21 protein-coding genes and 1 tRNA gene are annotated in these 24,823 nt (G+C 70.3%); 3 read left to right on the plus strand and 19 right to left on the minus strand.

Annotated features, from left to right (window positions below; all coding sequences use genetic code 11):
• Positions 1-2: 2 nt before the first annotated feature.
• From ACTJI1_RS09415 to ACTJI1_RS09425, 3 genes are all read right to left on the minus strand, one after another.
• Positions 3-488 carry an SRPBCC family protein gene (locus tag ACTJI1_RS09415; protein ID WP_440742414.1) on the minus strand — a complete coding sequence of 162 codons (486 nt, stop codon included), beginning with the start codon at positions 486-488 and terminating at the stop codon, positions 3-5.
• Positions 485-832 (minus strand): ArsR/SmtB family transcription factor, encoded by a 348-nt coding sequence (locus ACTJI1_RS09420; RefSeq protein WP_310134514.1) that lies wholly within the window; start codon positions 830-832, stop codon positions 485-487. Before ACTJI1_RS09420 ends, ACTJI1_RS09415 begins: the two co-directional genes overlap by 4 nt.
• A gap of 86 nt (positions 833-918) precedes the next feature.
• Complete coding sequence (locus ACTJI1_RS09425) at positions 919-1,347, minus strand: DUF2269 family protein (protein ID WP_440742415.1); 429 nt, start codon at positions 1,345-1,347, stop codon at positions 919-921.
• A gap of 169 nt (positions 1,348-1,516) precedes the next feature.
• On the opposite strand from ACTJI1_RS09425, the gene ACTJI1_RS09430 reads away from it, so the two are divergent.
• Positions 1,517-2,914 carry an MFS transporter gene (locus ACTJI1_RS09430; RefSeq protein ID WP_440742416.1) on the plus strand — a complete coding sequence of 466 codons (1,398 nt, stop codon included), beginning with the start codon at positions 1,517-1,519 and terminating at the stop codon, positions 2,912-2,914.
• A 130-nt stretch (positions 2,915-3,044) separates the two neighbouring features.
• On the opposite strand, the gene ACTJI1_RS09435 is transcribed toward ACTJI1_RS09430, so the two are convergent.
• From ACTJI1_RS09435 to ACTJI1_RS09445, 3 genes are read right to left on the minus strand one after another with little or no spacing between them, the layout of a single operon-like run.
• Complete coding sequence (locus ACTJI1_RS09435) at positions 3,045-3,824, minus strand: ABC transporter permease (protein ID WP_310135081.1); 780 nt, start codon at positions 3,822-3,824, stop codon at positions 3,045-3,047.
• A 47-nt stretch (positions 3,825-3,871) separates the two neighbouring features.
• Positions 3,872-4,765: an ABC transporter permease gene (locus tag ACTJI1_RS09440; protein ID WP_440742417.1), complete on the minus strand. Its 894-nt coding sequence runs from the start codon at positions 4,763-4,765 to the stop codon at positions 3,872-3,874.
• A 10-nt stretch (positions 4,766-4,775) separates the two neighbouring features.
• Positions 4,776-5,699 carry an ABC transporter ATP-binding protein gene (locus ACTJI1_RS09445; RefSeq protein WP_440742418.1) on the minus strand — a complete coding sequence of 308 codons (924 nt, stop codon included), beginning with the start codon at positions 5,697-5,699 and terminating at the stop codon, positions 4,776-4,778.
• A 178-nt stretch (positions 5,700-5,877) separates the two neighbouring features.
• On the opposite strand from ACTJI1_RS09445, the gene ACTJI1_RS09450 reads away from it, so the two are divergent.
• On the plus strand, positions 5,878-7,875 hold the full coding sequence (locus ACTJI1_RS09450; RefSeq protein ID WP_440742419.1) for an ABC transporter ATP-binding protein: 1,998 nt from the start codon (positions 5,878-5,880) through the stop codon (positions 7,873-7,875).
• Between the two features lie 118 nt (positions 7,876-7,993).
• Here the strand turns inward: ACTJI1_RS09450 and ACTJI1_RS09455 are convergent, their stop codons facing one another.
• A complete protein-coding gene (locus tag ACTJI1_RS09455) occupies positions 7,994-9,826 on the minus strand; it encodes a phosphoenolpyruvate carboxykinase (GTP) (RefSeq protein WP_440742420.1) in 1,833 nt (610 codons plus the stop codon).
• Between the two features lie 115 nt (positions 9,827-9,941).
• On the opposite strand from ACTJI1_RS09455, the gene ACTJI1_RS09460 reads away from it, so the two are divergent.
• Positions 9,942-11,396 carry a helix-turn-helix domain-containing protein gene (locus ACTJI1_RS09460; protein WP_310134495.1) on the plus strand — a complete coding sequence of 485 codons (1,455 nt, stop codon included), beginning with the start codon at positions 9,942-9,944 and terminating at the stop codon, positions 11,394-11,396.
• A gap of 159 nt (positions 11,397-11,555) precedes the next feature.
• Here the strand turns inward: ACTJI1_RS09460 and ACTJI1_RS09465 are convergent, their stop codons facing one another.
• From ACTJI1_RS09465 to ACTJI1_RS09520, 12 genes are all read right to left on the minus strand, one after another.
• Positions 11,556-12,317 (minus strand): 3-hydroxyacyl-CoA dehydrogenase, encoded by a 762-nt coding sequence (locus ACTJI1_RS09465; RefSeq protein ID WP_440742421.1) that lies wholly within the window; start codon positions 12,315-12,317, stop codon positions 11,556-11,558.
• Positions 12,318-12,380: 63 nt separating this feature from the next.
• Entirely contained in the window at positions 12,381-13,571 is a 1,191-nt protein-coding gene (locus ACTJI1_RS09470) for a thiolase family protein (protein WP_440742422.1), read from the minus strand.
• Position 13,572: 1 nt separating this feature from the next.
• On the minus strand, positions 13,573-15,036 hold the full coding sequence (locus tag ACTJI1_RS09475) for an NAD-dependent succinate-semialdehyde dehydrogenase (protein WP_310134488.1): 1,464 nt from the start codon (positions 15,034-15,036) through the stop codon (positions 13,573-13,575).
• Positions 15,036-15,542 carry an Lrp/AsnC family transcriptional regulator gene (locus tag ACTJI1_RS09480; RefSeq protein ID WP_440742423.1) on the minus strand — a complete coding sequence of 169 codons (507 nt, stop codon included), beginning with the start codon at positions 15,540-15,542 and terminating at the stop codon, positions 15,036-15,038. The genes ACTJI1_RS09475 and ACTJI1_RS09480 overlap by 1 nt, the downstream gene beginning before the upstream one ends.
• A gap of 156 nt (positions 15,543-15,698) precedes the next feature.
• On the minus strand, positions 15,699-16,415 hold the full coding sequence (locus tag ACTJI1_RS09485) for an alpha/beta fold hydrolase (RefSeq protein ID WP_440742424.1): 717 nt from the start codon (positions 16,413-16,415) through the stop codon (positions 15,699-15,701).
• Positions 16,416-16,473: 58 nt separating this feature from the next.
• Complete coding sequence (locus ACTJI1_RS09490; RefSeq protein WP_440742425.1) at positions 16,474-18,675, minus strand: MMPL family transporter; 2,202 nt, start codon at positions 18,673-18,675, stop codon at positions 16,474-16,476.
• A gap of 97 nt (positions 18,676-18,772) precedes the next feature.
• Positions 18,773-19,348: an isochorismatase family protein gene (locus ACTJI1_RS09495; protein ID WP_440742426.1), complete on the minus strand. Its 576-nt coding sequence runs from the start codon at positions 19,346-19,348 to the stop codon at positions 18,773-18,775.
• Between the two features lie 38 nt (positions 19,349-19,386).
• On the minus strand, positions 19,387-21,006 hold the full coding sequence (locus ACTJI1_RS09500) for a D-alanyl-D-alanine carboxypeptidase/D-alanyl-D-alanine-endopeptidase (RefSeq protein WP_440742427.1): 1,620 nt from the start codon (positions 21,004-21,006) through the stop codon (positions 19,387-19,389).
• A gap of 32 nt (positions 21,007-21,038) precedes the next feature.
• Complete coding sequence (locus ACTJI1_RS09505) at positions 21,039-21,257, minus strand: DUF2945 domain-containing protein (RefSeq protein ID WP_440742428.1); 219 nt, start codon at positions 21,255-21,257, stop codon at positions 21,039-21,041.
• A 39-nt stretch (positions 21,258-21,296) separates the two neighbouring features.
• Positions 21,297-23,855 carry a PKD domain-containing protein gene (locus tag ACTJI1_RS09510; RefSeq protein WP_440742429.1) on the minus strand — a complete coding sequence of 853 codons (2,559 nt, stop codon included), beginning with the start codon at positions 23,853-23,855 and terminating at the stop codon, positions 21,297-21,299.
• Positions 23,856-23,947: 92 nt separating this feature from the next.
• Positions 23,948-24,023: transfer RNA gene (locus ACTJI1_RS09515), tRNA-Thr, on the minus strand.
• Between the two features lie 81 nt (positions 24,024-24,104).
• Entirely contained in the window at positions 24,105-24,806 is a 702-nt protein-coding gene (locus tag ACTJI1_RS09520) for a TetR family transcriptional regulator (protein WP_310134457.1), read from the minus strand.
• Positions 24,807-24,823: the final 17 nt, after the last annotated feature.

Here is a 24,823-nt window from a genome sequence, read left to right on the forward strand (position 1 = left end):
CGTTACGCCCGGCCCGGGCGGAGCAGCAGCTCGTCGAGCTTCTCGTATCCCTCGCGCATACCGGTCTCCATCCCGCTCTGGATCATCTGCTCCAGAGCCTCGCGGGAGGTCATGACCGAGCGCCCGGACAGGCGGGTGCGGCCGCCGGGGAGTGCCTCGAAGCGCATCCGCTCCAGGCTCACCTCGCCCGGCGCGCCGAGGTACTCGAAGGTCTGGATGATCTGCGCATCCTCTTCGACGGTGTGGAACGTGCCCCGGAACGCGTAGACCGAGCCGTCGCTGTCGTGCGACTCGTAGGCCCACACGCCACCGGTGCGGAAATCCCACTCGGTGATGACGTTGCGCAGGCGGCGCGGGCCGATCCACTGCGCGAACAGCTCGGGATCGGCGTAGGCCCGGAATACGGCCTCGACGGGGGCATCGAACTCGCGGGTGAGGTCGGCGTAGGACGTGCCCTCGACCGCCTCGATGGTGACGGGGTTGCTCATGATTCCTTCTCCTTCACGGAGTGCTTGCTTTCTTCGAGGACGGCGTCGAGCCGGCGGAACTGCGCCTCCGCCTCGAGCCGGTAGCGGTCGATCCACGAGGTGAGCCGCTCGAGAGCGGCGGCCTCCAGGTGGACCGGCCGGCGCTGAGCCTCTCGGCTGCGCCAGACGAGGCCGGCCGTCTCGAGCACGCTGATGTGCTTGGAGACCGCCTGAAGCGAGATGGCGAACGGCTCGGCGAGCTCGTTCACGGTCGCCGGCCCTCGGCTCAGCCGGGCGATGATCGCCCGGCGGACGGGGTCGGCCAGGGCCGCGAACGCCCGGTCGAGCGCTTCCTCATCCCGCATCGTCAACCTCTCGGTTTATCAACCAATCTGTTGAATACAACGATAAGACGAATGAGCGCGGAGCACAAGCCTCGCGCAGCGAGAAACTACGGCTTCCAGACCATGAGGACGACGACCGCCACGAGCAGCAGGCTGGCGACACCCGACCCGGCTGCGATCTGCGGGTAACGGGAGGCGGTGCCGTCGCGCAGTGCCTCCCCCGCTCGGCGCATCGCGGGCACGACGACGAACAGCGTCAGCCCGAGGGCGACGACGTAGAGGATGATCGACCACAGGATCCACGGCGTCGTGACGCTCAGGTCGTACTTCTTGTCGGCCAGCCCCATCACGCCGAAGCCGAACAGGACGACCAGCAGCGAGAGCAGCGACAGCAGATTCGTCGACTTCGCGAGCGTCTCCACCTGCCGGGCGTCGCCGGCGCGGACGGCGCGCATGGCCGTCATCGGGAGGATGGCCATCGGCCCGACGATGAAGACGGCGGTGACCACGTGCAGGACGGCGAAGAGCGTTTCCATGCCCTCAGCGTACCGAGCGGCCCCGATTCGGCGGACTCCCCGACCACGCATAGGGTAGAAGGTGCGCCACAAGCGCTTTCCGTCCTCCCCGCCCCCGCGCGCTCTCCGCCCGACCGACGCCGCGCACGAACCGCGGGCGTCCCTCGCACTCCGGAAGCCCTTCACACGCATGTCTACGACGGCCCCCGTCACCACCACCCCCGCGACCGCGAACACCCGCGGCCGGGTCATCCTCGCCAGCCTCATCGGCACGTCCATCGAGTTCTACGACTTCTACGTCTATGCGACCGCGGCCGTGCTGGTCTTCCCCTCGCTGTTCTTCACCAGTGAGGACCCGACCACCGCGCTGCTCTCGTCGTTCGCCGTCTTCGGCGTCGCCTTCATCGCGCGGCCGGTCGGCTCCATCCTGTTCGGCCACTTCGGCGACCGCATCGGCCGCAAGGGCACGCTCGTCGGCTCGCTGCTCACCATGGGAATCGCCACGGTGCTCATCGGCTGCCTGCCCACCGCTCAGGTGCCTGGGTGGGAGTTCTGGGCGCCCTTCCTGCTCGTGGTGATGCGCTTCTGCCAGGGCCTCGGCCTCGGCGGCGAGTGGAGCGGCGCGGCCCTCCTCGCCACCGAGAACGCGCCCGCGGGCAAGCGCGCCATCTACGGGACGTTCCCGCAGCTCGGCGCCCCGATCGGCTTCATCGTCGCCAACGTGCTGTTCCTCATCCTGAGCCTGACGATCTCGCCCGAAGCCTTCGCGGCGTGGGGCTGGCGCATCCCGTTCCTGCTGAGCGCCGTGCTCGTGATCGTCGGGCTGTACGTGCGGCTCAAGCTGGTCGAGACTCCCGCCTTCCAGAAGGTGGTCGACACCGGCGAGGTCGCGAACCTGCCGCTCGCCCGCGTCTTCCGCACCAGCTGGTGGCAGATCGTGCTGGGCACGTTCATCATGCTCGCGACCTACGTGCTGTTCTACCTGATGACCGCGTTCACCCTGACCTACGGAACCACCGCGGCCACCCCGGAGCAGGCGCAGGCCGCCGCCGAGAAAGCCGGCAAGACGTTCTCGGCCGCAACCTTCGTGCCCGGCCTCGGCTACAGCCGCAACGACTTCCTGGTGATGCTCATCATCGGCGTCGTGTTCTTCGGTGTCTTCACCCTCGTCGCCGGTCCGCTGGCGGAGCGCTTCGGGCGGCGCAAGACGCTCATCTCGGTCACGATCGGCATCATCATCTTCGGGCTGCTGTTCGTGCCGCTGTTCGCCGGCGGAACCGTCGGGACCATGGCGCTGCTCATCATCGGCTTCACCCTGATGGGCCTCACGTTCGGCCCGATGGGCGCCGAGCTGCCGGAGCTGTTCCCGACCAACGTCCGCTACACCGGCTCGGCGATCTCCTACAACCTGTCCAGCGTGCTGGGCGCGGCCGTCGCGCCGACGATCGCTGTGTGGCTGTGGACCAGCGCCCACGGCAGCACCGTCTGGGTCGGTGTCTACCTGTCGCTGGCCGGAGTGCTGACGCTCATCGCGCTGCTGCTGTCGAAGGAGACCCGCGACGTCGACTTCACCGACAACGTGAGCTGACGCTTCGCCCTCTCGGGCGACGCTCTCGGGCCGCGCTCTCGGGCCGCCGAGTGGTGACATGTCGTCGCAATCCCCACGGGATTCGCGCAACGACTCACTACTCGGCGGCCCTTTCGCATGTCGGAGGAGCTCAGTCGAGGAAGAGCGCGCGGAGCCGGCGGGTGGTGAGGACGAGCCCCAGCACCACCATCACGGCGAAGTACAGCACGTGCCAGAGCATCCCGGGATCCACCTGTCCCGTCGTCAGGCCGCGCACGAGTTCGACGCCGTGCCACAGGGGCAGCGCCTTGATGATCACCTGCACCGGTTCGGGATAGACGGTGATCGGGTAGAACGTCGCCGAGAGCAGGAACATGGGCAGCAGGATGAAGTTGATCCAGTCCATCTGCTGGAACGTCTTCATGTAACTGGTGACACCCATCCCGAAGCTGGCGAAGCCGAAGGCGATGAGCAGCACGGCCGGCAGCGCGAGGAGCGCCCACCACGACAAGTTGAGCCCGAGCGCCTGCATCACCAGCATGAAGCCGAGCGCGTAGAGCGCACCGCGCAGCAGCGCCAGCAGGATCTCGCCCAGCGCGACATCGAGCGGCCCGAGCGAGGTGGCCAGCATCCCCTCGTACAGCTTGGCGAAGTGCATCTTGAAGAACACGTTCCACGTCGAGTCGTAGACGGCGCCGTTCATCGCCGCGGTCGCGAGCAGCGCGGGAGCGATGAACGCCGCGTACGGCACGGTCTGGCCCGACGACGTGGTGATGTCCCCCACCAGCCCGCCGAAGCCGATGCCGAGCGAGAGCAGGTAGAAGATCGGCTCGAAGAAGCCGGACACGATCACCAGCCAGTTGGTGCTGCGCGTCGCCGACCAGCCGCGCTGCATCACCGAGCGCGCGTTGCCCGCATAGAGCGCACGCATCGGCCGCTGCCGTGGAGCGGAGGCGGCGGTGCGCTGGTCGGTGGCGGTCACTTGTTCAGCCTCCGGGCGGCGATGCGCCGGCCCCACCGCCAGAACACCACGAAGAGAACGAGCAGGTAGAGGACGTGCACCACCGACAGCCAGAGCGGCTCGCTCATGCCGTAGGTGAACACGCGCGACAGTTCCGTCGAATGCCAGAGGGGCGAGATCCATCCGATCCACTGCAGGTAGACGGGCATGTTCGCCAGCGGGAAGAACGTGCCGGAGAACAGCGACATCGGCAGCAGCACGAAGCGCATCAGCATCGCGATCTGCCCGGTGTCCTGCTCGAGCGTGGCCACGTACGCCATGATCGGCGCCCCGAACGCGAGCCCGCCGAGTGTGCCGATCAGGATGCTGACCCACCCCCACGGGCTCGGCGCCGCCCCGAACAGCACGGTGAAGACGAAGTACACGGTGCAGGTGCCCAGCAGCCGGGCGACGACCGAGATGATGATCCCGTCGATGATCTGCCCGGGCGCGATGGGCGACGCGTTGATGCCGAAGAAGGTCGGGTTCCACTTGAACCCGAGCATGATCGGGTACGTGAACTCCTCGCTCGCGACGGTCACGCCCGCCGTGCAGAGCAGGGCGGGGGCGACGAAGGCCAGGTAGCTGACCCCGTCGACCGCGTTCGGCCCGAGGTTGGCGCTGACCAGGCTGCCGAGGCCGAGGCCCATCGCGAGCAGGTACAGCAGCGGGTTGCCGAAGCCGGTGACCAGCAGCGTCTGCAGGTACGACCGCATGACGCGGAAGCGGTGCTCGGCGACGTACCAGGCTCCGAAGCGCCGCGGCCGGCCCGCGGCCGCGAGCGCGGCGCGCGCATCGGCGCCCGGCCCGTGCTCGTCTCCGGCGCCGCCCGAGGCGCCGGCCGGCCCCGCGGGCCCGACGATCGCGCTCATCCGATCGGCCTCATTCGATCAGGCTCCGTCCGGTCAGCCGCAGGAAGACATCCTCGAGGCTCGATCGCCGCACCAGGCTGGTGAGGGGGTGCAGTCCGCGCTCGGCGATCCGGACCAGCTCGGCCTCGCCGTCGTCGCTGTAGACGAGGATGCGGTCGGGCAGTACCTCGATGCGATCGCCGATGCCGTCGAGCCCCTCGGCCACCTCCGCGTTGCGCTCCGACCCGAACCGCACCTCGAGCACCTCGCGCGTCGAGTACTCGCGGATCAGCGCGGCCGGCGACCCCTCCGCCATGATGGCGCCCTTGTCGACGACGACCAGCCGGTCGCACAGCTGCTCCGCCTCATCCATGTAGTGCGTCGTCAGGACCAGCGTCGTGCCCTGCTCCTTGAGACGGAACAGCCGGTCCCAGAGGATGTGGCGCGCCTGCGGGTCGAGACCGGTCGTGGGCTCGTCGAGCAGCAGGATGCGCGGGTCGTTGATCAGCGCCCGCGCGATCGTGAGCCGCCGCTTCATGCCGCCGGAGAGGTCGTCGACCTTCGCCTTCGCCTTGTCCTCGAGCTGGGCGAAGGCGAGCAGCTCGTCCGCCCGCGCACGCACTCGTGCCGACGGCAGCCCGAAGTAGCGGCCGTAGACGATGAGGTTGTCGCGCACGCGCAGCTCGGTGTCGAGGTTGTCGGCCTGCGGCACCACGCCCAGCTGCGAGCGGATCTCCGGCCCGTACCGGTCGGGGTCGAGGCCCAGGATGCTGAGGTCGCCCGCCGAGCGGGTGGAGACGGCGCCGATCATCCGCATCGTCGTGGATTTGCCCGCGCCGTTGGGCCCGAGCAGTCCGAACGACTCCCCCGGCTCGACCTCGAAGCTGATGCCGTCGACGGCCGGGAAGTCCTTGTACTTCTTGACCAGGTCGCGGGCGGCGATGACGGGCGGCATAGTTCTGCACTGTAGCCGCGACCACGGACATTTGGGGGTGGGATGCTGTCAACGCGACCTGCCAGCTGATCGCCCTGGCGCTAGGTGTCAGCAAACAGGCAGTTCACAAGAAGTACGGTCGGAGCTGACGGCACCGCCGCCTCCGACGCCCCTTCCTCCCCCGAACGGAGCCACCGTCATGTCGACCACCTCCACCGCCTCCCCGCGCCGCCGTCGCGGCTTCGGCCGTCCCGCCGACGACGCCGGGCCCCGCGCGAGGTTCTCCCAGCTGCTGCCCTACCTGCTCGAGCACAAGCGGGTGCTGTCCGTCGTCGTCGTGCTCAGCATCCTGGGCGCAGCCGCGAGCCTCGCCCAGCCGCTGCTCGTCAGCCAGGTGATCGACCTCGTCGGCAAGCAGCAGCCGCTGAACGGCCTCGTCTGGGGGCTCGTCGCCCTGGTCGTGGTGTCGGCCCTCATCTCCGGCTACCAGCACTACCTGCTGCAGCGGACGGGCGAAGGCGTGGTGCTCTCGTCGCGGCGCAAGCTGGTCGGACGGATGCTGCGCCTGCCGATCAGCGAGTTCGACACGCGGCGCACCGGTGACCTCGTCTCGCGGGTCGGCTCCGACACCACGCTGCTGCGCGCCGTGCTGACCCAGGGCCTCGTGGAGGCGATCGGCGGCGCCCTGACGTTCATCGGCGCGCTCATCGCGATGCTCATCATCGATCCCGTGCTCCTCGGGCTCACCGTGCTCGTCGTCGCGATCTCGGTCGTGACCGTCGTGCTGCTCTCCGGGCGCATCCGCGTCGCGAGCCAGAAGGCGCAGAACAAGGTCGGCGATCTCGCCGCCGCCGTCGAGCGGGCGATCAGCTCGGTGCGGACCATCCGGGCGGCGAACGCCACAGAGCGCGAGATCGCGGCGGTGGACGAGGACGCCACGGGAGCGTGGCGGATGGGCATCCAGGTCGCGAAGATCTCCGCCCTCGTCGTGCCGGTGGCGGGGATCGCGATGCAGGTGTCGTTCCTCGTCGTGCTGGGCGTCGGCGGCTTCCGGGTCGCCAGCGGCGCCATCACGATCGCGAACCTGGTGGCGTTCATCCTGTTCCTGTTCATGATGATCCTGCCGCTCGGGCAGGCCTTCGGCGCCATCGCCGCCGTGAACTCGGCGCTCGGTGCGCTGGGGCGCATCCAGGAGATCCTCGACCTGCCCGCCGAGGACCAGCACGACCGCGACATCGCCCCGCTCGCCATGACGGTCGGAGCGGCCAACGAGGGGCTCGCCCCCGAAGCGCCGGCGATCGAGTTCGTGGACGTGCGGTTCGCGTACCCGGAGGGTGCGGGAGAGGACGGGTCCGCGGACTCCGCCCCCGCTCCCGCTGGGCGGGCTGGCGCCGGCCGGGTGGACGCCGAACCGTCCCCCGAGCGTCTGGCGTTCGAGGCGCTGACCGGCGCGGACGTCGTCGCGGAGGCCGAGGCCGCCGCCGGTGCGGGATCGGATGCGGCGCAGGCGCGGCACGGCGGCGTGCTGCACGGGGTCAGCTTCCGCGTGCCGCGCGGCAAGCGCACGGCGCTGGTCGGGCCGTCCGGGGCGGGCAAGTCGACCATCCTCGCCCTCGTCGAGCGGTTCTACGACCCGCAGGGCGGCGAGGTGCGGTTCGGCGGGATGGATGTGCGCACCCTCGACCGCGTCGCGCTCCGCTCGCAGATCGGCTACGTCGAGCAGGATGCGCCTGTGCTGGCTGGAACGCTGCGCGACAACCTGACGCTGGCGGCTCCGGATGCGAGCGACGAGCAGTGCATCGACGTGCTGCACGCCGTCAACCTCACCGAGGTGCTGGAGCGCAACGAGCTCGGGCTCAGCGCGCAGGTCGGCGAGGACGGCATCATGCTCTCCGGCGGCGAGCGTCAGCGTCTCGCGATCGCCCGGGCGCTGCTCGCCGCGCCTCCGGTGCTGCTGCTGGACGAGTCCACGTCGAGCCTCGACGGGCGCAACGAGCAGCTGATGCGGGAGGCGATCGACGCGGTCGCCGAGGACAGGACGCTCCTCGTGATCGCGCACCGCCTGTCCACCGTCGTCGACTCGGACCAGATCGTGGTGCTCGACCACGGCCGCGTCATCGGCACCGGCACCCACTCCGAACTCGTCGAGACGACCCCCCTCTACCGCGACCTCGCCAAGCACCAGCTCCTCGTCTGACCCCTCCCCCCTCCGTCGAGTACACGAAAAGTGCACGCGAATCGGGCGATTCGCGTGCACTTTTCGCGTACTCGATGAAGGGGCGCTCGACGGTGGGGCCCCGCCGCGGAGGGACGGGTCAGGCGCGGAGGTGGTAGCGGAGGGACGCGAGCTCGGCGCGGAGGGCGGCGGGGACGCGCGTGCCGAAGCGGTCGAAGAACTCGTCCGTGAGGTCGCACTCGGCCAGCCAGCTGGACCGGTCGACCTCGAACAGCGCCTCCACGTCCTCCGCCGGGAGGTCCAGTCCGTCGAGGTCGAGGTCCTCCACCCGCGGCAGCCGCCCGATGGGCGTCTCGACGCTGCCCGCCGTGCCCTCCACCCGGCGCGCGATCCACTCGATCACGCGCGCATTCTCGCTGAACCCGGGCCACAGGAAGCGCCCGTCGTCACCGCGACGGAACCAGTTCACCTGGAAGACCTCGGGAGCGTCCGCGCCCAGCGCCTCCCCCACCTCGAGCCAGTGCGCCCAGTGGTCGGCCATGTTGTACCCGCAGAACGGCAGCATCGCGAACGGGTCGCGCCGCAGCTCGCCGACGGTGCCCTCGGCGGCGGCCGTCCGCTCGGAGGAGATCGTCGCACCGAGGAACACGCCGTGCCGCCAGTCGCGCGCCTGCGCCACGAGCGGCACGTTGGTCGCGCGGCGTCCGCCGAACAGGATCGCGTCGATCGGCACGCCGTCGAAGGCGTCCCAGTCGTCGGCGATGGACGGGCACTGCGCGGCGCTCACGGTGAAGCGGGAGTTCGGATGCGCGGCCGGGCGACCGCTCCCGGGCGTCCAGTCCTTCCCCTCCCAGTCGATCAGGTGCGCCGGGGGCTCGTCGGTCAGCCCCTCCCACCAGACGTCTCCGTCGTCGCGCAGTGCCACGTTGGTGAAGATCGTGTTGCCCCACAGGGTGTCGACCGCGGTGCGGTTCGTGCTCTCGCCGGTCCCGGGCGCGACTCCGAAGAAGCCCGCCTCCGGGTTGATCGCCCGCAAGCGGCCGTCCGGACCCGGCCGCAGCCACGCGATGTCGTCGCCGATCGTCTCGACCGTCCAGCCGGGGATGCTCGGTTGCAGCATCGCGAGGTTCGTCTTGCCGCACGCGGAGGGGAACGCCGCCGCGAAGTGGAAGGCGCGCCCCTCGGGCGAGGTCACCTTGATGATGAGCATGTGCTCGGCCAGCCAGCCCTCGTCGCGCGCCATCACCGACGCGATGCGCAGCGCGAAGCACTTCTTGGCCAGGATGGCGTTGCCGCCGTATCCCGAGCCGTACGACCAGATCTCGCGTGTCTCCGGGAACTGGACGATGTACTTCGTGGTGTCGCACGGCCACGGCACGTCGTCGCGGGCGACGCCGTCCGCATCGATCAGCGGGTAGCCGACGCTGTGCACGGTCGGCACCCACGGCTGCCCGGCGTCGATCAGGTCGAGCACCGTCTCCGTGACGCGGGTCATCATCCCGAGGCTTACCGCGACGTACGCCGAATCCGTGAGCTGGATGCCGACCTGCGAGAGCGGACCGCCGACCGGGCCCATCGAGAACGGCACGACGTACATCGTGCGGCCGCGCATGCTGCCGGCGAAGACGCCGCGCAGCTCGGCGCGCATGCTCTCGGGCTCCCGCCAGTTGTTGGTCGGTCCGGCGTCGGACTCGTCGACCGAGCAGATGAATGTGCGGTCCTCGACGCGGGCCACGTCGCCCGGGTCGGTGCGCGCGAGGAAGCTGTTCGGCCGCCACTCCGGGTTCAGGCGGATGAGCTTGCCTTCGGCGACGAGCTGCTTGGTGAGGCGGTCGGCCTCCCCCAGCGATCCGTCGCACCAGACGACCTCGGCGGGCTGCGTGAGGGCGGCGATGTCGTCGACCCAGGCGCGCACGGCGGCGATGCCGCCGGACGGGGCGGTGTCGGTCAGGGGCAGCTCGGCGATGCTCATGGCGGAGTCCTTTTCGTGGAAAGAAGCGGCGATACATCCAGCATCCGCGACCTTCGGCCGCTTGCACCCAGAGATTTCGCTTCAAGAATCGTGATTCTTTCGCTAACGTGAAGCCATGAGCACTCCCGTGGACACCGGCGACATCGACGTCGCCACGCTCGGCCACCGCATCCGGCACTTCCGCACGCGGCGAGGTATGACGCTTGACGACCTGGGGGCCGCGGCAGGGGTCGCCCCGAGCCAGCTGTCGCTGATCGAGAACGGCAAGCGCGAGCCCCGCATCTCGCTGCTCAGCGCGCTGGCGAGCGCTCTCGGCGTGCAGCCGGCCGACCTGCTCTCGGCCGAGCCGCCGGACGAGCGTGCAGCCCTCGAGATCGAACTGGCCCGGGCGCAGCGCGGCCCGCTGTACGCGTCTCTCGGTCTGCCCGCGGTGAAGCCGACGAAAGGCACCCCGACGGAGACGCTGCGCTCCCTCGTCGGACTGCACCGGGAGCTCAGCCGCCGCGCCAGTGAGGCGATCGCCACACCGGAGGAGGCGCGCAGGGCCAACACCGAGCTGCGCGAGCGGATGCGCGGCGAGAACAACTACATCCCCGAGATCGAGGAGCTCGCGGAGCAGCAGGTGCGCGAATCCGGGCACGTGCGCGGGGCGCTCACCCACCGCGAGGTCAGCGTGATGGCGGAACGGCTCGGCTTCGAGCTGATCTACGTCAACGACCTCCCCCGGTCGGCGCGGTCGATCACCGACCTCGAGAACGGGCGGATCTACCTGCCGCCGGCGTCCATCCCCGGCGGTCACGGCCTCCGCTCGATGGCCCTGCAGGCGATGGCGCACCGGCTGCTCGGGCACACGCGCCCCGCCTCCTACGCCGACTTCCTGCGCCAGCGGCTGGAGATCAACTACTTCGCGGCCTGTTGCCTGATGCCGCGCGAGGCCGCCGTCGGCTTCCTCCAGCAGGCGAAGAAGGACAAGGACCTCGCGGTCGAGGACTTCCGCGACGCCTTCGGTGTGACCCACGAGGCGGCGGCGCTGCGGTTGACGAACCTGGCGACGAGTCACCTGGACATGACGATGCACTTCCTCCGGGTCGGCGACGACGGCGCCCTCTACAAGGGGTACGAGAACGACGGGCTGCCGCTGCCGACGGATGTGACCGGCTCGATCGAAGGGCAGGTCGTGTGCCGCAAGTGGGGAGCGCGCACCGCCTTCACGCACACCAACCGCACCACGGAGCTGTACCAGTACACCGACACCCCCGCCGGGACGTACTGGTGCGCGACCCAGACCGGGACCACCGCCGAGGGCGGCTTCTCGATCACCGTCGGCGTCCCGTTCGACGAGGCGAAGTGGTTCCGGGGCCGCGAGACGACGGACCGGGCGGAGTCGCGCTGCCCCGACGAGTCGTGCTGCAAGCGCCCGCCGGCCGACCTCTCCGGGCGCTGGGCGGGCAAGGCGTGGCCGAGCGCGCGGCTGCACGCGCACATCCTGTCGCCGCTGCCCTCCGGTTCGTTCCCGGGCGTCGACGACTCGGACGTTTACGCCTTCCTGGAGGCGCACTCCGGCGCGTGACGCGGCGCACATTCGTGACGAATGTCGCCTGCCCGCGCCCCTAACGCGACATTCGGCACGAATGTCCCGCGGGGTGTGGGCCGACATTCGGCACGAATGTCGCCCTCCCGCCCCCGTTTCGCGACATTCGGCACGAATGTCGCGGGGCGCAGCTGGCGGCTACTTGGGCTGCATGCGGATCGCGCCGTCGAGGCGGATCGTCTCCCCGTTGAGCATGGGGTTCTCGACGATCGCGCGCACCAGCGCCGCGTACTCCGCCGGCCGCCCGAGCCGTGAGGGATGCGGCACCTGCGCGGCCAGTGAGTCCTGCGCCGCCTGCGGCAGCCCCGCCATCATGGGCGTCTCGAAGATGCCGGGCGCGATCGTCATCACGCGGATGAGGCTGCGCGCGAACTCCCGCGCCAACGGCAACGTCATGGCCGCCACCCCGCCCTTGGATGCCGAATAGGCCGGCTGTCCGATCTGCCCGTCGAATGCGGCGACGGATGCCGTGTTCACGATGACGCCGCGTTCCTCGCCGACGGGCTCGGTCTGCGCGATGGCGGCCGCCGCGAGCCGGACGACGTTGAACGTGCCCACCAGGTTGACCCGGATCACCCGCTCGAAATGCTCCAGCGGGATGAGTCCGTCGCGGCCGATGACCTTCTCCGCCGTTGCGATGCCGGCGCAGTTGACGACCACCCGGAGCGGAGCGAGCCCGGAGGCCGTGTCGACGGCCGCCTGCACCTGCTCCTCATCGGTCACGTCCGCCGCGACGAACCGGGCTGTCGGTCCGAGGGCTATCGCCGCCTTCTCCCCCTCCGACCGCGGGAGGTCGAGGATGACGACGTGAGCGCCCGCCTCGGTGAGCGCGTGGGCGGTCGCGTTGCCGAGTCCGCTCGCCCCGCCGGTGACGAGGGCCGAGCATCCGTCGAGCTGCATGGTTCTCCTTCGTTTCGCGTGGATCCCCGGTCGTCCGGGAAGGTCATTTCGAGAAGGCGCAGGTCAGCGCAGCACTTCGATCAGCGTCGCGTTCGCCGTGCCGCCGCCCTCGCACATCGTCTGGAGGCCGTACCGTCCGCCCCGCGCCTCCACCTCGTTGAGCAGGGTCGCGAGGAGGCGCGTGCCGGACGAACCCAGCGCGTGCCCGAGGGCGATGGCCCCGCCGCGCGGGTTCAGCTTGGACGCGTCGGCGCCGAACTCCTGCTGCCACAGCAGCGGGATGGGCGCGAACGCCTCGTTCACCTCGTACGCGTCGATCTCGTCGAGCGAGACGCCACTGCGGTCGAGCAGCTTGCGCGTCGCGGGCAGGATGCCGGTCAGCATCAGCAACGGGTCGCTCCCCGCGACCGCGAACGAGTGGAAGCGCGCGCGAGGGTGCAGGCCCAGCCGCTTCGCGGCGTCCGCACTCATGATCAGCGCGGCCGACGCCCCGTCGGTGAGGGGCGACGAGTTGCCCGCTGTGATCCGCCACTCCAGCTGCGGAAACCGCTGGGCCAGCCGCTCGGTGCGGAACACCGGCTGCAGCTGCGCGAGCTTCTCCGGGGTCGTGCCGGGCCGGATGGTCTCGTCGGCGATGACACTGCCCGAGTCGGGCGTCGGCACGGCGATCAGCTCTCCGTCGTAGGCGCCGTTCGCCGCCGACCAGGCGGCGCGGCCGTGCGACTCGGCCGCGTAGTCGTCCAGCTGCGCGCGGCTGAACCCCCAGCGGTCGGCGATGAGCTCCGCCGCGACGCCCTGGTTCACCAGCCCGTCGGGATACCGCCCGGCGAGCAGCTCGCCGCCGAGCCGGGCGCCCTGCACGTTGGACCCCATCGGCGCCCGGCTCATCGACTCCACGCCGCACGCGATGACGACGTCGTAGGCCCCGGAGATCACGCCCTGCGCGGCGAACGCGGCCGCCTGCTGGCTGGACCCGCACTGGCGGTCGATCGTCACCGCCGGCACGCTCTCGGGGAATCCCGCGCTGAGCACGGCCGTGCGCGTGATGTTGCCGGCTTGCTCGCCCGACTGGGTGACGCATCCGCCGATCACGTCGTCGATCACGGCCGTGTCGATCCCCGTCCGCCCCACCAGCTCGAGCAGCACGCCGGCGAGGAGGTCGGCCGGGTGGATGTCGGACAGCTCCCCGTCCGGCTTCCCCCGGCCCGACGGGGTGCGGACGACGTCGACGATGACCGCTTCTGCGTTGGCCACGTCAGGCTCCGAACGGGTTCGGCGTGAGCGTGTACTTGGTGTTGAGGTACTCGTGGATGCCCTCGAAGCCGCCCTCGCGTCCGAGCCCGGACTGCTTCACCCCGCCGAAGGGTGCTGCCGCATTGGAGACCACGCCGACGTTCAAGCCCATCATCCCGGTCTCCAACCGTTCGATCATCCGCTGGCCCCGCGCCAGATCCTTGGTGAAGACGTACGAGACGAGCCCGTACTCGGTGTCATTCGCGAGCCGCACCGCCTCGTCCTCGTCGGAGAACCGCACGATCGAGAGGACCGGTCCGAAGATCTCCTGCCGCAGGATCTCGCTGCCGGCCCGCACGTCCGTAACCACCGTCGGCTCGAAGAACGTCCCGGTGCCCTCGACGCGCGAGCCGCCGGTGAGCACGGACGCGCCGCGGGTGACCGCATCCTGGAGCAGCTCGGACGCCTTGTCGATGGCGCCCTCGTTGATGAGCGGGCCGATGGTGACGCCCTCCTCGGTCCCGCGTCCGACCTTCAGGCCGTTCACCCGCTCGGTCACGCGCCGGGCGAACTCGTCGGCGACCGCCTCGTGCACGATGAACCGGTTGGCGGCCGTGCAGGCCTCGCCGATGTTGCGGAACTTGGCGAGCATGGCGCCGTCGACCGCCTTGTCGAGGTCCGCGTCGTCGAAGATCACGAAGGGCGCGTTGCCACCGAGTTCCATGGAGGTGCGGAGCACGTTCTCGGAAGCCTGCTGCAGCAGCTTCCTGCCGACCTCGGTCGAGCCGGTGAACGAGAGCTTCCGGAGGCGCGGGTCCGCGATGATGGGTGCGGACACCTTGCCGGACGTGGTCGTCGTGACGACGTTGAGCACACCGCCCGGGAGGCCAGCATCCTCGAGGAGCTTCGCGAAGTAGAGGGTCGTGAGCGGCGTCAGTTCGGCCGGCTTGATGACGACCGTGCAGCCCGCGGCGAGCGCCGGGGCGATCTTCCGGGTCGCCATCGCCAGCGGGAAGTTCCAGGGCGTGATGAGGAAGCACGGGCCGACGGGATGCTGCGACACGATCATCCGCCCGGTGCCCTCCGGATTGGCGCCGTACCGCCCGGTGATGCGCACGGCCTCCTCGGAGAACCAGCGCAGGAACTCGCCGCCGTAGGTGACCTCGCCGCTGGCCTCCGCGAGCGGCTTGCCCATCTCGAGCGTCATCAGCAGCGCGAACTCGTCGCGCCGCTCCTGCAGCAGGTCGAACGCGCGGCGCAGGATCTCGCCGCGCTGCCGGGCCGGCGTGGCCGCCCAGTCGTCGGCGGCCGCGACCGCCGCGTCGAGCGCGCGGATGCCGTCCTCGGGGGATGCGTCCGCGATCTCGGCGATCCGGTTCCCGGTCGCCGGATCGTAGACGGGGAACGTGCCCGCCGATCCGGTCGTCCACTCGCCGCCGATGTACAGCCCGTCCGGCACGCGCTCCAGCAGAGCCTTCTCATCCATCAGTCGTGTCCCTCCTCGTTCGTCCGGTCGTCGTCCGGTGCCACGGCCGCCTGCACCAGCGGCACGGTCCGGTGGTCGATCATGGTGGTCAGCGCGATCACCGTGGTGGTGCGCGCCACGGCGCGGTCGCCGCCGATGCGGTCGATGACGCGCTGCAGGTCGCTGTTGGACCGCGCGGCCACCCGGACCATGAGGTCGCCAGGCCCGGTCACGCGGTGCACCTCCAGGATCTCGGGGATTTCGCGCAGGTGCTCGACGATCGCCGCATCCCAGCCCTCCTCGCCCGGCGCGAGCTCGACGGTCACGAAACCGGTCACCGGGAACCCGAGCTGTTCGGTGTCGACGGTCGGCGCGAAGTCGCGCACGACGCCGGACCGCTGCAGCCGGTCCAGCCGCGCCTGAACGGTCCCACGCGCGACCCCCAGCCGCCGCGACGCCTCGAACACGCCCAGCCGCGGCTCCGCGGCCAGCAACGCGATCAGCTCGGCGTCGAGCTTGTCGACCATGCGGCCCTCCTTCGGTCCTCGCACATCGTACGACGCACGGTACGCGCGAAGCGCACGCTGACCGAAGCTCTCAGGAACGGGCGGGCAGGGTGTGCGGGCAGTGTGCGGGCAGGGTGTGCGGGCATCTGTGGCATCGGCCGTTCGCGCCGCCGTGCCTCACGCCGTGAGGAACGGCACCGCCGCCTGCTTGAACCCGCGCGCGCTCAGCGTCGTGACGTGGTTCCGCTTCGGGAGCACGGCCAGTTCGGCGCCCAGGAGCCGCGCCGCCTCGTCGGCGCCCTCGGTCACGGGATCCACCTCGCCGACCACCAGCATCGTGGGCACGGTGCTGGCGAGCGGGAGCGGGTGGGTCGCCATCCCCGCTGCGCACGCCGCGAGGGCCTCGCGGTCGACGCCCGGCGCCTCACGGAGCGAGGCGAGCAGCGGCGCCAGGGGGCTCGCCGGGTCGAGGGTGCCCACCCCGTCGCGCAGCGCCCCCTGCACGGCGGAGACGCCCCAGCGGGCGAACTGCTCCACCGTCCCCACTCCCCCGACCACGAGGCGGCGGACGCGGTGCGGGGCGAGCGCCACCAGCGCGAGCGCGACCCAGCTGCCCATCGAGTAGCCGATGGCATCAACCTGCTCCACCTCCTGCTCGTCGAGCACGGCGAGCAGGTCCTGGGCGAGCAGCTCGGGCGAGTACGCGTCGGGGTCGTGGGGCGCGTCGCTTCCGCCGTGCCCGCGCAGGTCGGGGACGATCGCTCCGCGGCCCGCCTCGGCGAGCGCCGCCACCCATCCCGTCGCCTCCCAGGTGAGGGAGCCGGTGGTCGCGAAGCCGTGCACGAGCAGCACCGGAGCGGGGCCGGGGTGCCGGTCGACGTGGATGTGCGTCATGACGCCACTCTGCCATGCCGGCCGCCGAGGACCGGCCACCGACCGCGAGCCGGCGCCGCTACGACGACACCTCTGCCCGCGCCTCGTGCGTCCGGTCCTTCCACAGCTTCGACGGCCACCAGATCCCGCGCCCGATGTCGTAGGAGGCGGCCGGCACCAGCAGCGTCCGGACGATCACCGTGTCGAGCAGCACACCGAACGCGACGATGAACGCGATCTGCACCAGGAACAGGATGGGGATGACCGCGAGCGCCGCGAACGTCGCCGCCAGCACGACGCCGGCCGACGTGATGACGCTGCCGGTGAGGCCGAGCCCGCGCAGGATCCCGGGCCGCGTCCCGATGCGCAGCGACTCCTCGCGCACCCGGGTCATCAGGAAGATGTTGTAGTCCACTCCCAGTGCGACCAGGAACACGAACCCGAACAGCGGCACGGCCGCGTCGGCGCCCGGGAACCCGAAGACGTCGTTGAAGACGAGGGCGGAGACGCCGAGCGCGGCCGCGTACGACAGCACGACGCTGCCGATGAGCAGCACCGGCGCGAGGATGGACCGCAACAGCAGCATGAGGATCACCAGGATCACCGCGAGCACGATCGGGATGATCTTGGCCAGGTCGCTCTGCGCCGTCTCGTTCGTGTCCAGCGCGATCGCGGTGACGCCTCCCACCAGCACCGAGCCGTCCGTCGACAGCGAGCTGCGCAGGTCCTTGACGACCGCCTCGGCCTTGGCGGAGTCCGGCTCCGCCGCGAGCGTCGCCTGGATGAGCACGTGCCCGTCCTTCACGACGGGTTCCGCCTCCACCCCGGGCTGAGGGCGCCCGCCGCCGGTGTAGAAGTCGGCCGAGGCGATGCCGTCGGCCTCCTTGGTCGCGGCGAGCACGGCATCCCCCTGTGCTTCGGGGGCGACGATCAGGACGGGAGATCCGGACCCGGCATCGAAGTGCTTCGCGACAACCGCCTGGCCGTCCACGGCGTCCGACTGCGACAGGATGACGTCCGTCTGCTGCACGCCGTTCGCCTTCAGCTGGGTCAGCCCCAGAGCGCAGGCGGCGAGGAGGACCAGGGAGACGATCCACGTGACCCGGGGACGGCGGGCGATGAGTCCGCCGATCCGACGCCAGAGTCCGTGCACACCCTCGAGGCCGGCGAGCGTCGCTCCGGTCTCGCGCGGGTGCGGCTTGCCGCCCACGACCGGACGGAACGGCCAGAACGCGGCGCGCCCGAAGATGCCGAGCAGGGCAGGCAGCAGGGTCAGGGCGGAGAGCAGGGAGAACACGATGCCGATCGCCGCGATCGGGCCGAGGCTCTTGTTGGAGTTCAGGTCGGAGAACAGCAGGCAGAGCAGGGCCAGGATGACGGTGGCACCGGAGGCGACGATCGGCTCGAGCGCCGCCTTCCACGCCCGCAGGATCGCGACCCACCGCGATTCCTCCTGCTCCAGCACCTCGCGGTACCGGGCGACGAGCAGCAGCGAGTAGTCGGTCGCGGCGCCGATCACGAGGATGGACAGGATGCCCTGGCTCTGGCCGGACAGCTTGATCCAGCCCCACAGCGCGAACAGGTAGACGATCAGGATCGCGGCGCACAGCGCGAAGATCGACGTGAACAGTACGAGGAACGGCAGGAGCAACGCCCGGTAGACCAGCAACAGGATGACGAACACGGCAGCGACGGCGACGAGGAGCAGGATGCCGTCGATCCCGCCGAAGGCGTTGACGAGGTCGGCGGTGAGCCCGGCCGGTCCGGTCACCCAGGCCCGCGTGCCCTCGGGGACGTTCTGGTCCACCACCGAGCGCAGGTCGGCGACGACCGTCTTCACCTCGTCCGTGTTGGAGATGGGGACGATGTACTCGACCGCGAGACCGTCCTCGGAGGGAATGGGCCCCGCCACGCTGGTGCTCGCGCCCTCCGCCGGCGCCTGGACGCCATCCACCTCGCCCAGCTTGGTGCCGAGGTCGGCGTAGGTCGTGCCGAGTTCGCTCTTGGGGATCGCGGTCTTGGACTCCACCACAACGATCGCCGGGATGGACCCCGAGTCGGTGAAGCGCTTCTGCCAGTCCTGTACCTCGGTCGCCTCAGCACTCGCGGGCAGGAAGGCCGCCTGATCGTTGCTCGAGACGCCGGAGAGCTTGCCGAACGTCGGACCGCCGAGGCCGGCGAGCACGAGCCAGACGAGGACGAGCAGCGTCGGGATGAGGATGCGAAGCCAGCGGGCCGGTGGGCGGACCGTCTTCTGCTGGTCTCCGACGTTTCTCGACACTTCGCCTCCTGATTACTAGATGAGCTAGCAATCAGCATAGCGTGACCCGCCTAAGGCGTCCACGCCCGTCCTCGTATGAGCGGCGTGGGACCAGGGCTCAGTCGACGAGCTCGGCTCCCGCCGCAGCCAACTCCGCGAGAGCAGCGTCCGAGGTCTCCGGAGCCACCCCCGCGACGAGCCGTCGGAGCACACGGACGCGCCGCCCGTCGGCCAGCGCGTCCAGGGCGGACGCCCGCACGCAGTAGTCGGTCGCGATGCCCGCCACATCCACCTCGGCGATGCCGTGACGATCGAGCACCTGCTGTACCGTGTCGCCCGAGCCGGTGCGGCCCTCGAACACCGAGTAGGCCGGAACGCCCCGGCCCTTGTGGACGTGGTGGGTGACCCGCGAGGTGTCGAACGCCGGGTGGTAGTCCGCACCGGCGCTGCCGGCGACGCAGTGCACCGGCCAGCTGCTCTGGAAGTCGGGCTCGCCGTCCGCCGCGAAGTGACCGCCGTTGTCGTTGTCGCCGTCGTGCCAGTCGCGGCTCGCCACGATCACGTCGTAGTCGTCCGCGTTGGCCGCGAGGTAGTCGCTGATCGCCTGCGCGACGGCGGCGCCTCCCGTGACCCCGAGCGCGCCGCCCTCGGTGAAGTCGTTCTGCACATCCACGACGAAGAGCGCCCTGCCCATGCTGTCCTTCCGATCGTCACGAGGGCCGGCCGTCCGGCTCAACCGTTGGAGAGATTGTCCCCGCACTTGTAGAAGCCGGCGACGAGGCTGTCGATCGCCTGCTTGGCGTTGTCGCCGACGTTGCCCAGGGCGAACACGGCGAACGTGAGCGGTGTTCCGTCCGCGGCGTTCACGATCCCGGAAAGCGTGTACCCGTGGTCGATCCAGCCGGTCTTGGCGAACACGGCTCCCCGCGCGACGCTGCTCGACCCCGTGAAGCGGTTGTAGCCCGGCCCGAGCGTCCCCGACTTCCCGGCGACCGGCAGGCCGTCGTAGACGACGCCGAGCCCGTTCTGGCGGTTCAGCACCTTGATGAAGAGCTGGGTGAGGTACGAGGGCGGAACCGCGTTGTCGGCGCTGAGCCCGGAACCGTCGGCGATGTGGATGCCCGAGGTGTCGATCCCGTAGCCTTTCAGTCCCGCGAGGACGCCGGCGTTCAGGGCGTCGAACGTGTTGCCCGCGCCGTTCTTGATCGCGACGAGGCGCGCCAGCTCCTCCATGATCGTGTTGTCGGAGACGCGCATGGCCTGGTCGATCAGGGTGGTGACCGGCTGCGACTGCACCACGCCCAGCTGGCGGGCGCCGGCGGGGGCGACCCCCTGGCTGACTCCCACGCTGGTGCCGAGGTACTGCTGGAAGTACTGCACCGCGCGCGATACCGGGTCGGTGCTCCGCGGCGACTCGACGGCCGTCGGGTCGTCCCGGTCGCCGTCGACCATGAGCGCCGTCATGTACGGGGTCGAGCCCTCGACGACGCGCTCCTCGCGCTCGTCCCAGCTGGGCTGCCAGAACGGGGCGCCGAACAGGGTCGCGTCCACGACGATGGAGGTGATCGGCTGGCCGCCCATCGCCTGCTTCACCTGGTTGGCGAGGTCCTGGATCTTCGGCGCTCCGGTGTAGAAGGACGCCTGTCCGGCGGGCAGGCGCGATAGGGTCACGTCTCCGCCGCCGACGATCACGACCTGGCCCGGCGTACTGCCGGCGACGACGGTCGTGGGGACGCGGTAGTCCGGCCCCAGGGTCGCCAGCGCCGCTGCCGACGTGAGCGTCTTCAGCACCGAGGCCGTCGGGCCCGGCTTCACGCCGTTGCGGTCGAAGAGGGTCTGGCCGGTCTTCGCGTTGACGACCTGCGCCTCCAGCGAGCCGAGGCGTCCGTCGGCGGCCAGACCTGCGACCGAGCAGGTGCGCACGCGGGTCGCCGCGGCCTGGTTGGCGGGGACCGGCCGCGCGGGATCGACGGTCGGCGTCGGGGTGGGCGTGGCCGACGCGGTGCGCGTGGGGGTCGGCGTGCCGGTCGGCGCGATGCCGACGGCGGCGGCGGGCGCCCCGATCGTGGCGCCCAGCGCGACGCTGCCGGTGCCCAGCAGGACGAACGCGACGGCTCCCGCCGCGGCGATCCACGTCTTCGGGTGCTTGCGGATGGCCGTCATCACACCCGCTCCGAATCCGGCGACACCCGCGGGCCGCGCGGCGGCGCGGCGACCGGACCCCGTGGTCGTCGGCGGCTCCGACGCGGCCGAGCTGTCGGCGGGCGGAGCCGAGCTGTCAGCGGGCGGAGTGGGAGGGATCGGCGTGGTGGACGGGTCGGGCCCGACGTCCGGCTGGTCCGATTCGTGCATCCGGGTATGTTACCCGGGCTTTCTGAATGCTGCTACGAGCGCTTCTTCTTGTGGAGCGCGTCCGGTTTGTGCACAGCCTCCTTGCCGCTCTTGTCGCTCTTCACGAGGTACTGCGGGTCGTCCTTCGACGCCTTCACCGTGCGTCCGGCCGCCTCGGTGTCCGAGGTGATCTTCTTCTCGACCTCGCCCGGCACATCGACCCCGTGCGAGGACCATTCGACGTGGTCGCCGCGCTTCAGTTCATCCGCCATGCCCGCAGCCAACCACGAGTCGGCAGCCGGCGCGAGGGATCACGGGACGGCGGAGACGAGGAAGTTGTCGAAGCGGACGGTCACCGGTGTGTCCGTCGCGGTCGCGGAGAGGTACGCCCGCAGGGCGACCCCGCCCGCGGCCTGCAGCCCGCTCGTGGAGTCCGTCGTGCTCACCTGCCACGCGGCGGGCTCGGCCTGGGTCGCCGACCACACCTTCACCTTGAGCGTGGTCGGCGAGGTGCCGACGGCCTGGATCCGGATGGCGATCGGCTGGCCCGCCGTGTACGTCAGACCGGACACCGGGACGGACTGCACGGACGTCCCGTTGATGAGGAGCTGCGCCTGGACGGCTCCGCTGGAGCTCAGCCACGCCCGCCCCTCATAGCTCGAGGATCCGGCCTGACGGCCGATGACCGAGCCGAAGATCCCGCCCCCGGTCGGGCCCACATCCGTCGTGAAGGTGACGGTGGAATCCGTGCGCGTGGACGAGACGCCGGAGAGCGTCTCCGTCTTGCTGGAACCGGCGGGGTCGTTCATCTGCCCGGCGCCCGAGGCGACCGAGTAGAACGAGGTCGTACCGGAGGCCGTCCAGCCGCCACCGACGTCCGCGGATCCCCAGCCGTTCGAGACGGTGCGCCCGAACGCGTCCCTGGCGAGCGTCGTCCCGGAGGTCGCCGCGACCGTGACCTGCCGGGTCGTGGTGGCAGTCGCGCCGGCGTTGTCGCGTACCGTCAGGGTGATCGTGTACGTGCCCGCCGCGGCGTAGGTGTGGCCTGCGCTCACTCCTGTCGCGGTCCCGCCGTCGCCGAAGTTCCACGAGTACGACGAGATCGTGCCGTCCGGGTCGCTCGACGCACTTCCATCGACCGAGACCGCCAGCCCGTTCGCTCCGGCGGTGAACGATGCCGTCGGTGGCTGGTTCGTGCCGCCTCCGGCGATGGTCACGCGGTTGCCCACCCGCGAGATCCGGTTCCCATCCGGGTCGGTCACCGTGAGGGTGTAGGTGTGCGCGCTGCCGTTGGCGAGCCCGGTATCGGTGAACGCCATCCCCGGGTGGTTCCAGAACGTCGTGGAGCGGGTGGTCTGATACACCGGATGAGCGGTGTCACCGTCGCGAGAGAGCGCGTAGGTGAGCGCGACGTTGTCCTGGTCGAACGTGGACGTCCAGGTGACGGAGGCCTGGCCCGCGGTGGACGAGGTCGCCGTGGGCGTCAGCGCCGTGTTGTTGTTCGGTCCCGTGGTGCTGCGCACGACCGAGTCGTACGCGAACCGGGTCAGGCCGTACTGTGCGGTGCCGTTCACCGAGGGGAACTCCCCGCCGACGACGAGGTACCTGCTGTCTCCTGCGACCGTCCAAGCGGCCTGGCTCTGACCCGTGAACGTTCCGACGACGTAGTTCGGGAACCAGTTCAGGAGGGTCGGGGACGGCTGACCGCGGAAGTTGTAGTACGCGGTGTTGCCGTCGTTCGTGAGGGTGCCCGTGCGCGCCTTCGAGAAGGCGAGACTGTGATGGTGGGTCCTGGGGTTCGTCTCGGGGAATCCGCCGACGTTCCGGCAGTCGTGCGGATGGCCGACGAGATAGAGGGCATCGCCGAGCGGCTTCACCGAGTACGTGTCGCCGTGGCAGTCCTCGAGCCAGATCAGTGCGCCCGTGGTGCCATCGGCGGCGAAGCTGCCCTCGAGGTTGCCCCCGGGACCGAAGACGTAGCCGGACCCGTAGACGCGGTCCGCCGTGGCGGCCAGCGAGGTGATGCCCGCTCGGGTGCCCGCGTCGCGGACGACGCTGTTCGCCGGGAACGGCAGAGCGGCGCCCGTGCTTCCGCTCAGCATCGCGAGCCCGTAATGGGATGCGCCGTTCATGTTGGCGAACGACCCGCCTGCGTACACGCGGCTCCCATCAGGACTCACCGCGAGGGCGCTCACCACGTAGTCGGCCGAGGCGGTCCAGGAGGTGATCAGTGCGCCGTTGGTCGGGTCCATCTTCGCGATGTACCCGCGGCTCACGCCGTTGACGCTCTTGAAGGTGCCCCCGGCGTACACGGCGGTGTTGGTGACGGCGATCGCGCGCACCTGGCTCTCCATGATCGGCCGGAAGGATGCGATCGGCTGACCGGTCGCCGTGCTGATGGCGACGATCCGGTAATAAGAGGCTCCGCTCGCGCTGGTAAAGTCACCACCGAGGTAGACCCGTGAGCCGTCGGGGGATGCGGCGATCGCGAGGGCCTGCGCGTTCAGCGGCACATTGATCGAGCTGATCAGCGCCCCGGTGGTGATGTTGTACGCCAGGAAGTTGCTGCGCGGCGTGGTGTTCGTTCCCGCAGGAGCGCCGGCCGGACGGGCGGCGGTGAATTTGCCCGCAACATAGACCGTGTCGCCGACCACGACCTGCGCCCAGGCCACCCCATCCATCTGCACCGTCGGCAGGGCGGTGGCGCCGACCGTCGGCGGCGAGGCGGGATTGGTCGGATCGGGCGGCATCGTATCCGCCGACGATGGTGCTGCCAGGGCCAGCGACGCCGCGATCAGCAGCAGCGCGGACAGTAGCGCGGTGAGCGGGCCGAACGCGTGCGCTCGACGGGATCGTGTCAATGCATCCATGACAGCCTCGGGCAGACTTGATTGATCCTCGACTTTTCGCCAGGCTACACCGGCGGCCACGAGAGTGCACGGGATAACACGTGCGGGAGTTGTGGAGCCGCCCAAGGGAATCGAACCCTTGACCTTCTCATTACGAGTGAGATGCTCTGCCGACTGAGCTAGGGCGGCGTGGGCCGGGCTTCCGCCCGGCGCACAGTCAGATAGCTTACCCGATCCGGGGCGGCGTCACGAACAATGGCGCCGAGCGTCTCAGCGGACCTGCGTGCCCAGCGCGGAGAGCTGCTCGAACGAGCTGCGGAGCCGGTCGGACAGCGGTTCGACGCCGCCGTGATCCGCCCAGCACGACCAGGCGTGCCGCATTCCGGCGAAGGCGACGTAGGTGACGAGCCGGGCGCGCTGGTGCAGCGTCTCCGGGTCGTCGACGAGCGACGGATCGTCGTGCGCGAGCCGGCGCTGCACGACGCCGCTCAGCGCATCCTCGAAGCTGTGCATGCTCGCCATGCGGAGGGCGAACAGCTCCGGGTTGTCCTTCAGCAGCGCGCGACGGAGGGTGTGGAGGCGCTGCATGTTCTGCGCGTCGGCCAGGGTGTCGCTGCGGTCTCCGCCGCCCCCCACCCCGGCGTCGTCCACGTCGATCGCGGCGATGAGCAGCGTGCTGATGCCCTCGAGGATGGGCTCGTCGGGGCCGGCCGTGACGAAGCGCTCCACCGTCTCGGCGTCCGGGAGCTCGGGGAGCTCGCCGATGATGGCCGACTCCTTCGACGGGAAGTAGTTGAAGAACGTGCGCGGCGACACGTTGGCCACGTGGCTGATCTCGTCGATCGTGACGCGGTCGAACCCGCGCTCCCCCGCGAGCTCGACGGCGGCGAGCTGGATGGCACGGCGGGTGGCGATGCGCTTGCGCTCGCGCAGTCCCAGCTCGCTCAGCGTGGTTTCGGGGGCCGCAGACACGATCACGATTATTTCAC

This window comes from Leifsonia sp. 22587 (genome assembly GCF_052044215.1).
Lineage (GTDB): Bacteria > Actinomycetota > Actinomycetes > Actinomycetales > Microbacteriaceae > Leifsonia > Leifsonia shinshuensis_C.